At 69.0% G+C, this 14065-nt stretch carries 9 protein-coding genes; 4 read left to right on the forward strand and 5 right to left on the reverse strand.

Features of this window, described 5'->3' with window-relative positions:
* The first annotated feature begins 79 nt into the window (after positions 1-79).
* The 3 genes from ACIBB8_RS03440 to trxA all read left to right on the forward strand — a co-directional run bounded on the left by ACIBB8_RS03440 (position 80) and on the right by trxA (position 2361).
* Positions 80-1432: a cation:dicarboxylate symporter family transporter gene (locus ACIBB8_RS03440; RefSeq protein ID WP_398948771.1), complete on the forward strand. Its 1353-nt coding sequence runs from the start codon at positions 80-82 to the stop codon at positions 1430-1432.
* A gap of 179 nt (positions 1433-1611) precedes the next feature.
* A complete protein-coding gene (locus ACIBB8_RS03445) occupies positions 1612-2016 on the forward strand; it encodes a MerR family transcriptional regulator (protein ID WP_398948772.1) in 405 nt (134 codons plus the stop codon).
* Between the two features lie 3 nt (positions 2017-2019).
* Positions 2020-2361 carry a thioredoxin gene (gene trxA, locus ACIBB8_RS03450; protein WP_398948773.1) on the forward strand — a complete coding sequence of 114 codons (342 nt, stop codon included), beginning with the start codon at positions 2020-2022 and terminating at the stop codon, positions 2359-2361.
* Between the two features lie 10 nt (positions 2362-2371).
* Here trxA and ACIBB8_RS03455 read toward each other — a convergent pair whose 3' ends face one another.
* Positions 2372-3316, reverse strand: a complete 945-nt coding sequence (locus tag ACIBB8_RS03455; protein ID WP_398948774.1) for a TIGR04222 domain-containing membrane protein — start codon at positions 3314-3316, stop codon at positions 2372-2374.
* A gap of 447 nt (positions 3317-3763) precedes the next feature.
* On the opposite strand from ACIBB8_RS03455, the gene ACIBB8_RS03460 reads away from it, so the two are divergent.
* The gene (locus ACIBB8_RS03460; RefSeq protein WP_398948950.1) at positions 3764-5974 is read left to right on the forward strand and encodes a HelD family protein; all 2211 of its coding nucleotides are present in this window, start codon (positions 3764-3766) and stop codon (positions 5972-5974) included.
* On the opposite strand, the gene glgB is transcribed toward ACIBB8_RS03460, so the two are convergent.
* From glgB to ACIBB8_RS03480, 4 genes are all read right to left on the reverse strand, one after another.
* Positions 5931-8429, reverse strand: coding sequence for a 1,4-alpha-glucan branching enzyme (gene glgB, locus ACIBB8_RS03465; protein ID WP_398948775.1), 2499 nt, complete (start codon positions 8427-8429; stop codon positions 5931-5933). The genes ACIBB8_RS03460 and glgB overlap by 44 nt on opposite strands.
* A 98-nt stretch (positions 8430-8527) precedes the next feature.
* Positions 8528-9931, reverse strand: a complete 1404-nt coding sequence (locus tag ACIBB8_RS03470; protein ID WP_398948776.1) for a maltokinase — start codon at positions 9929-9931, stop codon at positions 8528-8530.
* Between the two features lie 292 nt (positions 9932-10223).
* Positions 10224-11930 (reverse strand): maltose alpha-D-glucosyltransferase, encoded by a 1707-nt coding sequence (gene treS, locus ACIBB8_RS03475; RefSeq protein WP_398948778.1) that lies wholly within the window; start codon positions 11928-11930, stop codon positions 10224-10226.
* The gene (locus ACIBB8_RS03480; protein ID WP_398948779.1) at positions 11927-13978 is read right to left on the reverse strand and encodes an alpha-1,4-glucan--maltose-1-phosphate maltosyltransferase; all 2052 of its coding nucleotides are present in this window, start codon (positions 13976-13978) and stop codon (positions 11927-11929) included. The genes treS and ACIBB8_RS03480 overlap by 4 nt, the downstream gene beginning before the upstream one ends.
* Positions 13979-14065 lie beyond the last annotated feature (87 nt).

The raw sequence follows: 14065 nt of genomic DNA on the forward strand, positions 1-14065 counted from the left end.
ACCGCCCTCACAGGGAGCGAGATATTCGCCGAGACCCCCAGGGACGGGGGACAGACCGGGACGAGCCGAGGAGAACCCCGTGGGAGTGCCAGCCGCCAGGCGGGACCGTACGCACTATCTGTATCTCGCCGTGATCGGCGCTGTGGCGCTCGGCATCCTGGTGGGCTTCGTGGCCCCGGGGGTCGCCGTGGAGCTCAAGCCGATCGGTACCGGCTTCGTGAACCTCATCAAGATGATGATCTCGCCGATCATCTTCTGCACGATCGTGCTGGGCGTCGGCTCGGTCCGCAAGGCCGCCAAGGTCGGCAAAGTGGGCGGCCTCGCGCTCGGTTACTTCCTGGCCATGTCGGTGGTCGCGCTGGCGATCGGCCTGCTCGTCGGCAATGTGCTGCACCCCGGCGAAGGCATGCACCTCACGCAGTCGGTGAAGGATGTCGGCCACACGGCGGCGAGCGACGCCGCCGAAGGGCCGGTCGACTTCCTGCTCGGCATCATCCCGACCACCTTCGTGTCGGCCTTCACCGGTGGCTCGGTGCTCCAGACCCTGCTGGTCGCGCTGCTCGTCGGCTTCGCGCTGCAGGCCATGGGCGCGGCCGGTGAGCCGGTGCTGCGCGGCGTCGAGCACATCCAGAAGCTGGTCTTCCGCATCCTGTCCATGATCATGTGGGCGGCCCCGGTGGGCGCGTTCGGCGCGATGGCCGCCGTCATCGGCGAGACCGGCGTGGACGCGCTCAAGGCGCTCGCCACGATCATGCTGGGCTTCTACATCACCTGCATCCTGTTCGTGGTCCTGGTGCTCGGCACCCTGCTGCGCCTGGCGACCGGGGTGAACATCTTCCAGCTCTTCAAGTACCTGGGCCGCGAGTTCCTGCTGATCCTCTCCACGTCCTCCTCCGAGTCGGCACTGCCGCGCCTCATCGCGAAGATGGAACACCTGGGTGTCAGTCGCCCGGTCGTCGGCATCACCGTGCCCACCGGGTACTCGTTCAACCTCGACGGCACGATGATCTACCTGACCATGGCGTCGCTGTTCATCGCCGACGCGATGGGCCAGCCGCTGGCGCTGGGCCAGCAGGTCTCGCTCCTCCTCTTCATGATGATCGCCTCCAAGGGCGCGGCCGGCGTCTCCGGTTCTGGCATCGCCGTGCTGGCGAGCGGGCTCCAGTCGCACAAGCCCGCCCTGGTCGACGGCGTCGGCCTGATCATCGGCATCGACCGCTTCATGAGCGAGGCCCGCGCCCTCACCAACTTCGCGGGCAACGCCGTCGCCACGCTGCTCATCGGCACCTGGACCAAGGAGATCGACCGGGAACGGGTCGAGCAGGTGCTGGCCGGCTCGATCCCGTTCGACGAGAAGACGCTCACCCAGGACGTGGCGCACGGCGCGACGGATGTTCCCGAGCCCAGGGACGGCGTGACGGCGAAGGTCTAGTCACGCGCGCGCGACGCGGGGCCGGTACGGGAACGTCCGTACCGGCCCCACTTGTGTTCTGGTCCCGCGTTGTCGACGGCACGTCGCAGCCCGCGGCGAGCCCGGTTTGTCACCTGCGCAGCGCAGACGGGGAGTTCCGCGCTTGCCTTGACGTCCGCGTCAAGGATTACCGTCGCCACATGCGAATCGGGGAGCTGGCCGAGCGGGCCGGGACGACGACGCGGACTCTGCGTTACTACGAGTCACGCGGGCTGCTGCCTGCGCGGCGGGCCGTGAACGGGTACCGCACGTACGACGAGGACGATCTGCGGCTGCTGCAGCAGATCCGGACCCTGCAGGACTTCGGGTTCGACCTGGAGGAGACCCGGCCGTTCGTCGAGTGTCTGCGGGCCGGCCATCCGGCCGGTGACGCCTGCCCCGCCTCGCTCGCCGTCTACCGGCGCAAGCTCGGCGAACTGGACACGCTCATTGAGCAGCTCCAGTCGGTCCGTGCCCAGGTCGGCGCGCAGCTCGCGAGGGCCGAGCTGGAGGCCGGGGCCGAGCTTCCTGGCGGCCCGGAACCACTTTGTGAACTGGGAGGATGACAGATGATTCATGCAGAGGGCGTGGCCGAGGTCACCGACACCACCTTCGACGGGGAGGTGCTGGGGGCCGAGCTCCCCGTGCTGGTCGAGTTCACCGCCGACTGGTGCGGACCGTGCCGCCAGCTTGACCCCGTGCTCAGCGACATCGCCACCGAGGAGGCGGACCGCATCAAGATCGTCCAGATCGATGTCGACCACAACCCCGGGATCACGAGCCGGTACGGGGTGCTGTCGATGCCGACGCTGATGGTGTTCCGGTCCGGCGAACCGGTGAAGTCCATGGTGGGTGCCCGGCCCAAGCGCAGGCTCCTCCAGGAGTTGCAGGACGTGCTCGAGACGGTGTGAGCCGCAGCATTCAGTAATTCCCGCCCCCGCAGCTGCTGCCACTGCCGCAGCTGTGGTGGTGCCCCCCTCCGTCGTACGAGGAGCCGTGCGAGCCGTACGAGTCGTGGGAGCCGCCGGACCCGTAGGAGCCGTGGCCGCTGTTGCTTCCGTAACGGTCCGGGTTCCGGTCGGAGTCCGAATCCAGTGCCTCCCCGTACTTGACCAACATCCGTCCCACCGACGACAGTCGCCCCCCGGCCCCGTCCCACCGCCGAGAGCGTCGGCGCTCGCCCGGCAGTCCTCCCTGCCCGTCGAACACCACGGCCCCGAGTGCCGCCGCGGCCCATGGCTCGCTCGCGCGGAGCGTTGCGAGCCGACGGCGTCCCACCGGAGTCAGTGGGCCGCGCGCGGGACACAGCACGCGCACGGCCAGACAGGAGAGGCCCACCACGAGGTAAGGAGCCGTGTGCCGCAGCCCGTGAGGGACGGCGAAGGCGGCCAGGACCGCCGTGCCGCACACCGCGGCGACCAGGGCCCGCGTGGCGAACAGCCGGGCCCGGGCGCGGGGCGGGGTCATGAGGAGACCGTACGAGACGAGCCGGTCGCCGATCTCGCGTACGGCCCCGGCCCGCAGCGCCCGTACCCGCAGCAGCGTCGGCGTCGTGGAGCCTGCGGTCCGCCATTTCTCGACCACGGCATGCTCCACCGGATGTTCGGGTTCCGTCCAGGGCTCGGGCAACCGCAGCCGCCCACCCGACCCGATCACGACGTTGTGGTCACTGCCCCACAAGGTATGGAGCGCCGTCTCCACCACCCGCTCGGGCCCGCCCGCCAGGAAAGCCGCATCGTACGGACCCAGCTCGGAAGCGTGTTCCCGGCGCCGCCACGGCAGCAGTCGCCGACCGGAGAGGGTCAGGCAGGCGGTGGCGGCGACCAGTGCGGTCGCGGCGTCGATGAGCGTGAGCGTGGTCCACATGGCGGCCCCCGATCCGGACGTGCTCCGGATGAATGTGCGTATGTGAGGGGTATCTCCGTGTGAAGCACGGCCAATCCGAACAGGCCTGATTTCAGAGCTTTTTCTGAGCTTGTTCCGAGCTGCTTGCTCACCCGGTGCTCGCGGTGCGGGCCGTCGATCGCATCCTCGCGCGCCTGACTCAGAGCTCGCGGCCCTCTGAGGCGACTGCGGTGACGCCGACGTGTGGCGGGGCATCTTCGTACGACTGCGCGCCGTGCTCGATGCGACGGGCGCGCCGACCCTCTGCCAAGCGTCTCCTGGACGCAAACAAAACCCCGGTCCGAATTGACGGCCGGGGCATTTCTTCGCCTATATTAAATAGTTCCGTGTGCGCGTGGCGCACAATATGCGGAAACCCTTCAATAAACATACTCTATCGCGTCAGGAACTGAATTGTCAACCGAGGAAATTCGGCAGGAACAGCAATTCGTCTCCCTCGCCCACGAGCGGCTCGACCAGCTCCGGGTAGCGGCCGAAGCCGCCATGCGCGCCACGATTGCGCAGCTCAGCACCGATCGACAGGCGCGGGTGGAGCGCGATATCGGCGTCGCCGAGTACTCCGCCTCGCTCGCCGCGCTGAATGCCGCCGACACGGGACTCTGTTTCGGACGGATCGACAGGCGCGACGGAGTCACGTACCACATCGGACGCATCGGAATCCGGCAGGACGACGCCGAGCGGACCCCGTTGCTGATCGACTGGCGGGCTCCCGTCGCGCGGCCGTTCTATCTCGCGACCGGGTATGAACCGATGGGGCTGCGCCGCAGGAGGCACATCACCACGCAGGGGCGCACGGTCACCGGGTTGCACGACGAGATCATGGATCTCGCCGACACCACCCGCACGGGATACGAGTCGCACGACGCCGACGAGGTGCTGCTCGCCGCGCTGAACAGCGCCCGCACGGGCCGGATGGGCGACATCGTCTCGACCATCCAGGCCGAGCAGGACCACATCATCCGCGCCCCGCAGCGTGGGGTGCTCGTCGTCGAGGGAGGGCCGGGCACCGGGAAGACAGCGGTCGCGCTGCACCGGGCCGCGTATCTGCTGTACGCGGACCGGGAGCAGCTCGCCAAACGGGCCGTGCTGATCGTCGGACCCAACCCGGCCTTCCTCGGCTACATCGGCGACGTGCTGCCCTCGCTCGGTGAGACCGGCGTGCTGCTGTCGACGGTTGGCGAACTGTTCCCCGGCGTGCACGCCACCGGCACCGACAGCCCCGCGGCCGCCGCCGTCAAGGGCCGGGCGGACATGGCCGGCGTACTGGCCGAGGCCGTACGGGACCGGCAGCAGGTGCCCGAGAAGGGCGAGCCGATCGTCATCGCGCACGACGACGGGGAGCTGATCCTCGACTGGGACATGGCAGTCGAAGCGCGGCACAAGGCCCGCGAGACCGGGCTGCCGCACAATCTCGCCCTGCCCACCTTCGCCTTCCGGATCATCGACGATCTCACCACGCAACTCGCCGACCGTATCGGCGCCGACCCCTACGGCGGCCCGAACTTCCTCGGCCCCGACGACATCGCCCAGCTCGGCAAGGGCATCGCCGCGAGCGCGGAGGTGCACGCCGCCATCACCTCCCTGTGGCCCCCGCTCACCCCGCAGGAGTTCCTCGCCGGCTATCTGGAGGAGCCCACGCATCTGGCCGAGGACGACGCCGAGCTGCTCCGGCGCACGGAGAAGGCCGTCTGGACACCTGCCGACGTGCCCCTCCTCGACGAGGCCGCCGAGCTCCTCGGTGCGGACGACTCCGCCGCCCGGGCCGCCGCCGAGGCCGAGCGGGCCCGTCAGATCGCCTACGCGCAGGGCGTCCTCGACGTCTCGTACGCCTCCCGTACCTACGAGTTCGAGGACAAGGAGGACATCGACGAGGATGCCTCCGAGGTCCTCGCGGCGCACGACATCATCGACGCCGAACGGTTCGCCGAGCGCCAGGAGGAAGCCGACCACCGCAGCGCTGCCGAGCGCGCCGCCGCCGACCGGACTTGGGCGTTCGGGCACATCATCGTCGACGAGGCGCAGGAGCTGTCGGCCATGGCCTGGCGGCTGCTGATGCGCCGCAGCCCGACCCGCTCGATGACCCTGGTCGGCGACCCGGCCCAGACCGGCGACCTGGCAGGCTGCGACTCGTGGCAGGAGATCCTCGCGCCGTACGTCCAGGACCGCTGGCAGCTGGCCCGGCTCGGGGTCAACTACCGTACGCCCGCCGAGATCATGGAGTACGCGACCAAGCGGCGCCGGGCCACCGATCCAGCGTTCGAACCCCCGCGCTCCATCCGCTCCACCGGTGCACGGCCCTGGGAGCGCGCCCTGCCGCTCGCCGACGTGGCCGGGCTCGCCGAGGCCGAGACCCCGGCGGAGGGAAAGCTCGCCGTCATCGCCCCGCGCGAGCTCCACGCGGAACTCACCGGACTCGACGACGGGCCGCTGGATCTGCACCGGCCCGTCGTCCTGCTCGACCCGCGCCAGGCCAAGGGCCTGGAGTTCGACACGGTTCTCGTCGTCGCGCCCGCGCTGATGACCACCAACGATCTCTACGTGGCGCTGACCCGGGCCACCCAGCGGCTCGGGATCATCACACCGGCTTCAGCCACACCGTCGCCAGCGGCGGCAGAGTGAGCTGGACGCTCGTGCGGTGACCGTGGGCGGCGACGGATTCCGGCTTCAGCGGATCCGAGTTGAGGACGTCACCGCCGCCGTACCGTGCCTCGTCCGTGTTGAGCATCTCTGCCCAGGCGGACACGGACGGCGGCACGCCCAGCCGGTACTCGTGGCGGACCACCGGCGAGAAGTTCGACACCGCGAGCAGCGGCGTACCGGCCGCGTCGAAACGCAGGAAGGCGAAGACATTGTCCTCGGCGGCTCCGCCGTCGACCCAGGCGAAGCCCTCGGGGACGGTGTCCCGCTGCCACAGCGCCGGTGTCGCCGCGTACACCGCGTTCAGCTCACGCACCAGGTCCCGTACGCCCCGGTGGTCGCTCTCCGCCGCGTACGACGGGTCGAGCAGCCACCAGTCGGGACCGTGTCCCTCGGACCATTCCGCGCCCTGGGCGAACTCCTGTCCCATGAAGAGGAGTTGCTTGCCCGGGTGGGCCCACATGAAGCCGAGGTACGCGCGGTGGTTGGCGCGCTGCTGCCACCAGTCGCCGGGCATCTTGCTGACCAGAGCCTGCTTGCCGTGCACGACCTCGTCGTGCGAGATCGGCAGCACGTAGTTCTCGCTGTACGCGTACACCATCGAGAACGTCATCTCGTTGTGGTGGTACTTGCGATGCACCGGCTCCTTCGCCATGTACTCCAGGGAGTCGTGCATCCAGCCCATGTTCCACTTCAGCCCGAAACCGAGTCCGCCGAAACCGCCGGGGCCGACATGATGCGTGGCGCGCGTGACGCCGTCCCAGGCCGTGGACTCCTCGGCGATGGTGACGACGCCCGGATTGCGCCGGTAGACCGTGGCGTTCATCTCCTGGAGGAAGGAGACGGCATCCAGGTTCTCCCGGCCGCCGTGCTCGTTCGGGGCCCAGTCCCCGTTCTCGCGCGAGTAGTCCAGGTAGAGCATCGAGGCGACGGCATCGACCCGCAGCCCGTCGATGTGGAACTCCTCGCACCAGTACGTGGCGTTGGCGACCAGGAAGTTGCGCACCTCCGTGCGACCGTAGTCGAATTCGAGCGTTCCCCAGTCGGGGTGCGCGGCCCGGGACGGGTCCGAGTGCTCGTACAGCGGACGGCCGTCGAACTCGGCAAGCGCCCAGTCGTCCCGCGGGAAGTGCGCGGGCACCCAGTCGATGATGACGCCGATGCCGGCCCGGTGCAGTGCGTCGACGAGATACCGGAAGTCGTCCGGCGATCCCATCCGCGAGGTCGGGGCGAAGAAACCGGTGACCTGATAGCCCCAGGAGCCGCCGAACGGATGCTCGGAGACCGGCATCAGCTCCACATGTGTGAACCCCAGATCCCTTGCGTATGAAGGGAGTTGCTCCGCGAGTCGGCGGTATGTGAGACCGGGGCGCCAGGACGGAAGGTGTACCTCGTACACCGAGAACGGCGCCTCGTGCACGGGTACGTCCCCGCGGTGCGCCATCCACTCCTGATCCCGCCACTGATGGTGCGAGGCCGTCACGATCGAGGCGGTGGCGGGCGGGACCTCGGCATGGCGGGCCATCGGGTCGGCGCGCACCGTGTGGGAACCGTCCGGCCGGCAGATGTCGAACTTGTAGAGCGCGCCCTCCCCGATCGCGGGAACGAACAACTCCCAGACCCCGGTCGAACCGAGCGAGCGCATCGGGAAACCCGTGCCGTCCCAGTAGTTGAAGTCCCCGACGACCCGGACCCCGCGGGCATTGGGTGCCCAGACGGCGAACCGTGTTCCCGTGACCCCCTGATGTTCCATGGGCTGCGCACCGAGGGCCGTCCACAGCTCCTCGTGCCGCCCCTCACCGATCAGATGCAGATCGAGTTCGCCGAGCGCAGGCAGGAACCGGTACGGATCCTGGACCTCGATCTCGTTGTCCTCGTAGCCGACCAGGAGCTGGTACTCGGGGACGGCGGGCATCGGCAGCAGCCCGGAGAACAGCCCGTCGCCGTCGTCGTGAAGCTCCGCCCGCAGCCCCTTGGCGAGCACGGTCACGGAACGCGCGTACGGACGCAGCACCCGGAGCGCCACACCGCCGCGGACCATGTGTGCGCCGAGCAGATCGTGCGGTGCGTGGTGCTCACCGGCGAGCAGCCGCCCGCGGTCGCCGTCGTCGAGGGCACGCACCGGCCGGACCCCGCGGCCACCGCCGCCAGTGCGCCGGGGACGGGGCGGTTCGGCAGCGGTCCGCTTCTCCGCCCTCTTCTTCCGCTTGGCGGGGGAAGCCGTTGAGGCCGACGGGCCCGCAGGTCCTGACGGTGCCGCGGGGGCCGGAGTCGCTTCTTTCGTTGCTGGGGTCGCGGCGGCCGCGGCGGCGACCGGAGTCGCGGCGGTTGCGGGTGTCGCGGCGGGCTCTGGGGCGGTGGGCTCGACGGGTGTCGGCGGGGGCGACGCGGCCACGGTGGGATCGGGCGCGTTGCTGGACGGCTTGCGGGCGGTCACGGGGACTGCCTCCTCGGGGGTGTGGGTGAATCGGGGCGGGCGGAGCGTGACGGGCGGGGGAACGCCGCCGTGGCCGAAACCGGGCGGTGTGCGGCGCATCAGTCGACGGCGGCGGCCAGACGTTGGATGGCGGCCATCGGCACCGGCAGCCAGTCGGGCCGGTGCCGGGCCTCGTACACCACCTCGTACACCGCCTTGTCCGTCTCATGGGCCCGCAGCAACTCCGGTTCGCTGCGCGGATCGACGCCCGCGGCCTGCGCGTACCCGTCGCAGTAGGCAGTCCGGCAGCAGGCCGCCCACTCGGCGTTCCAGGGCCGGTGGGAGCGGGCTGCGTAGTCGAAGGAACGGAGCATGCCTGCGATGTCGCGCACCGGAGGCTGCGGGCGACGGCGTTCCAGAAGGGGCCGTGCCGGTTCGCCCTCGAAGTCGATCAGTGACCAGAAGCCGTCGGCCGCGCGCAGGGTCTGGCCGAGATGCAGATCGCCGTGCACACGCTGCGCGGCCCAGTTGCGGCCCCTGTGGCCCAGTGCGGCAACGGCGTCGAACGCGGCACGCAGCCCGGGAACATACGGCACCAGCGCCGGTACCGCGTGGGCAGCCGCCTCCAGCCGCTCCATCATCCCGGCGGCGAGATGCTCGGTCTGGGAGCGGCGCAGCACGGGCGTCGGCAGCGCGGTGGCGAGTGCCGTGTGCACCTCCGCAGTGGCGCGTCCGAGTGCGCGGGCCTCACGGGTGAAGTCATGGCCCGTGGCCAGGGCCCGTAGCGCTAGCTGCCAGCCGTCCTCCGCGTCCCGCAGGAAGGGCTGGAGAACGCCGAGGGTGAGCGGCTCCGATGCTGTCGCCTCGAACCAGGCGACGGGTTCCGGCACCCGGCCGCAGCCCTCCCGGGAGAGGGCGAGCGGCAGTTCCAGATCGGGATTGGTCCCCGGGAAGACCCTGCGGAAGATTTTCAGGATGTAGGCGTTGCCGTAGACGAGCGAGGAGTTGGACTGCTCCGTGTCGAGCACCCGCGGGGCGAGCCCGGCGGGGACGGGGGCGGCGCCCCGGTCGAAACGGAGGGGGCCGAGGGTGCCGGGGGTGCGCAACCGGTCCAGCAGAAGTTCGGCGAGCCGCGGATCGTGCAGCCCCTCGTAGACCGCCAGACCGGCCAGTGGACCTCCCTTCACATGGCCGATGAGGGCGGGGGCGAGCCACGGTGGCAGCGTGGCCCGGACTCCGAGCAGCATCTGGTAGCAGTCGTCGGGCGAAGCCGGCAGGGACGGCTGATGGACCCGGACCAGCAGATGGAGCAGCCCGGGCCCGTTGTCGGCACCGCTCCCTGCGGATTCGGCATCCACCGGCAGTATTTCGGTCGCCGAGACAAGGGAGAAGGCCGTGACCGGCTGCCCCTTGCCTGCGAACCACCGCTGCCGAGGCAGCCACTCATGCAGCAGTGGGGCGAGTGACGGGAGTAGTGCTGTGCTGTTGGCGAGGGCGACCCGAGTGGATGCAGCCTTCGACATGGCATCGCGTCCTTTCCCCGGGCACACCACAGGATGCGAAGAGTGTCCCGGATTGCGGCATTAGCTGTCCGGCTGTGCGGGACGTGTCGGGTCAGGATGGTCCGTACGGACTCGACGTGCAGGGCTCCAAGCACCTCGGAAGCCCCCTGACGGACTCCGGCGACTTTGCCGAACTCCGAAGCATTTCGGCTCATTCGGGGTGAGAAGCCCTGAAGAGGTTGATACGAGGGAGATTGCCCCGTGCGAGGCGGCGGAAACCGCCTCGCTGGGCATGCGCGAAAGTCGCGCCGCATCAGATCTGCGGCGCGTCCTTCCGCAACCTGAACCAGTAGAACCCGTGCCCGGCGAGAGTCAGCAGGTAAGGCCACTGACCGATGGCGGGGAAGCGCACCCCGCCGATCAGCTCCACCGGATGACGCCCGTTGAACGTCCGCAGATCGAGCTCCGTCGGCTGCGCGAACCGCGAGAAGTTGTGCACGCACAGCACGAGATCGTCCTTGTGCTCACGGGTGAAGGCGAGCACCGCGGGGTTCGAGGACGGCAGTTCGTTGTACGACCCGAGACCGAAGGCCCGATTCTGCTTACGGATTTCGATCATCCGCCGTGTCCAGTGCAGCAGTGACGACGGCGAGGCCATCGCCGCCTCGACGTTGGTCACCTGGTAGCCGTAGACCGGGTCCATGATCGTGGGGAGGTAGAGCCGCCCCGGATCGCTGGAGGAGAATCCCGCGTTCCGGTCGGGCGTCCACTGCATCGGGGTGCGTACGGCATCCCGGTCGCCCAGCCAGATGTTGTCGCCCATTCCGATCTCGTCCCCGTAGTACAGAATCGGGGAACCCGGCAGCGACAGGAGCAGGGCTGTGAACAGCTCGATCTGGTTGCGGTCGTTGTCCAGGAGGGATGCGAGCCGCCGCCGGATGCCGATGTTGGCCCGCATCCGTGGATCCTTGGCGTACTCCGCGTACATGTAGTCGCGCTCTTCGTCCGTGACCATCTCGAGCGTGAGCTCGTCGTGGTTGCGCAGGAAGATGCCCCACTGGCAACCGGAGGGAATCGCCGGGGTCTTCGCCAGGATCTCCGAGACCGGATAGCGGCTCTCGCGGCGCACGGCCATGAAGATGCGCGGCATCACCGGGAAATGGAACGCCATATGGCACTCGTCGCCGCCGGCCGGGAAGTCACCGAAGTAGTCGACGACGTCTTCCGGCCACTGATTGGCCTCGGCGAGCAGCACGGTGTCCGGGTAGTTCGCGTCGATCTCCTTGCGCACCCGCTTGAGGAACTCGTGGGTCTCCGGCAGGTTCTCGCAGTTGGTGCCCTCCCGCTGGTACAGATACGGCACGGCGTCGAGGCGGAAGCCGTCGATACCGAGATCCAGCCAGAACCGGAGGGCGGAGACGATCTCCTCCTGCACCGCCGGGTTCTCGTAGTTGAGATCCGGCTGGTGGGAGAAGAACCGGTGCCAGTAGTACTGCTTGCGCACCGGGTCGAAGGTCCAGTTGGACGTCTCCGTGTCGACGAAGATGATCCGCGCGTCCGGGAACTGCTTGTCGTCGTCGGCCCAGACGTAGTAGTCGCCGTACGGCCCGTCGGGATCGCTGCGTGACTGCTGGAACCAGTCGTGCTGATCGCTCGTGTGGTTCATGACGAAGTCGATGATCACGCGCATCCCGCGATGGTGCGCGGCATCGACGAACTCCACGAAGTCGGCGAGATCGCCGAACTCCGGCAGCACGGCGGTGTAGTCGGAGACGTCGTATCCGCCGTCGCGCAAAGGCGACTTGAAGAACGGCGGCAGCCAGAGGCAGTCGACACCGAGCCACTGCAGGTAGTCCAACTTGGCGGTGAGGCCTTTGAGATCGCCGATGCCGTCGCCGTTGGAGTCCTGGAAGGACCGGACGAGTACCTCGTAGAAGACGGCGCGCTTGAACCAGTCGGGATCGCGGTCCTTGGCCGGGGTGTCCTCGAACATGTCGTGGACAGGCTCATTGACAATCATGGTGTGGGTGACCCTCCGGTCGGCGGGGACGGTCGCAGGACGACGATGTGCGCGGGCGTGACGCCCGGCTCTAGGCGCACATAGCAGGTCCTGCCCCAGTGATAGGTGTGGCCGGTGAGCTCGTCGCGCACCGGCACGGTCTCGTGCCAGTCGAGGCCGAGGTGCGGCATGTCCAACGAGACCGTGGCCTCCTGGGTGTGGTGAGGGTCGAGGTTGACGACCACCAGAACGATGTTCGAACCCGAGCGCTTGCTGTAAACGATCAGCGCGTCGTTGTCGGCGGCGTGGAAGTGCACGTCGCGCAGCTGCTGCAGTGCGGGATGACGGCGCCTGATCCGGTTGAGCGAGGTGATGAGGGGAGCCAGGGAGCGGCCCTCGCGCTCCGCCGACTCCCAGTCCCTGGGCCGGATTTCGTACTTCTCCGAGTCCAGGTACTCCTCGCTGCCGGCCTGTACCGGGGTGTTCTCGCACAGCTCGTACCCCGCGTACACGCCCCAGGACGGCGAGAGTGTCGCGGCGAGCACGGCCCGCGCCTCGAAGGCCGGGCGTCCGCCGTGCTGGAGATAGCCCGGCAGGATGTCCGGGGTGTTCACGAAGAAGTTGGGCCGCATGTAGGAGGCCGCTTCACCGGCCAGCTCGGTGACGTACTCCGTGAGCTCCTGCCTGGTATTGCGCCAGGTGAAGTACGTGTACGACTGCTGGAAACCGACCGTGGCGAGCGCATGCATCATCGCGGGGCGGGTGAATGCCTCGGCCAGGAAGATCACATCGGGGTCGGTGCGGTTGATGTCGGCGATCACCGTCTCCCAGAAGATCAACGGCTTGGTGTGCGGATTGTCGACGCGGAAGATCCTTACCCCGTGGTCCATCCAGAACCGCAGGATGCGGCCGGTCTCCGCGACCAGCCCCCGCAGATCCTTGTCGAAGGCGATCGGATAGATGTCCTGGTACTTCTTGGGCGGGTTCTCCGCGTGCGCGATGGTGCCGTCCGGGCGGTGGCGGAACCACTCGGGATGTTTCGCCACCCACGGATGATCGGGAGAGCACTGGAGCGCGAAGTCCAGCGCGATCTCCATACGGAGGGTGCGGGCGGTTTCGACGAAGTGGTCGAAGTCGTCGAGCGTGCCGAGTTCGGGGTGGACGGCATCGTGACCGCCCTCGGCCGAACCGATCGCCCACGGCACTCCCACGTCGTGGGCACCCGCTGACAACGAGTTGTTCGGGCCCTTGCGATGGGTGGTCCCGATGGGGTGGACGGGCGGCAGATAGACGACGTCGAACCCCATGGCGGCGACCGCGGGAAGCCGCTCGGCAGCAGTGCGGAACGTGCCGCTGACAACCCTTCGCCGGTCCTTCTGCAGATGGTCCGCAGCCTTCCCCGTCCTGCCCTTGCTCGCCTTCGCCGGCTCGGCCGGCTCGAACCTGGCACCCTCCGACCGCGGGAACAGTTCGTACCAGGAACCGAACAGGGCTCGTCGGCGCTCGACGACGAGGGGGAGTGGCCGGGCCGCGGTCACCAGTTCGCGCAGAGGATGGCGGGCGAGCGCGGCGGTCGCCTCGGGGGCGAGCGCCGCGGCGAGCCGCGCGGCGGCCGGCCGTGACGCGTCGCGCATCGCATCGGCCGCGGCCAGTACCGCCTCACGCCCGTCCCTTTTCGGTACACCCCCGGCGGCCCGCTCGTACAGCTCGGCGCCCTCCGCCAGGACCAGCGCGGTGTCGATCCCCGCAGGGATCTTGATCTGTGCATGCTGGCGCCAGGTGGTCACCGGATCGCTCCAGGCCTCGACCGTGTACGTCCAGCGCCCTTCGGAGTCCGGCGTGACATCGGCGCCCCAGCGGTCGGTGCCGGGAGCGAGCTCCCGCATCGGTGTCCACGGACCCGGGCGCCCGCTCGGATCCCGCAGCACGGCGTTGGCGGCGACCGCTTCATGCCCCTCACGGAAGACGGTGGCCGTGACCTGGAAGGTCTCACCGGCAACGGCCTTGGCGGGCCTTCTGCCGCAATCGACGAGAGGACGGACGTCGAGGACGGGAATGCGACCGATCATGGAATCACCTGGGGACTGGAGCTCGGGCTGCACGGGACGCGGTGCGGGCGTGGAGAGACGAGTGCGTACGCCGCGACTGTGGGGGTC

This window comes from Streptomyces sp. NPDC051286 (genome assembly GCF_044455345.1).
Lineage (GTDB): Bacteria > Actinomycetota > Actinomycetes > Streptomycetales > Streptomycetaceae > Streptomyces.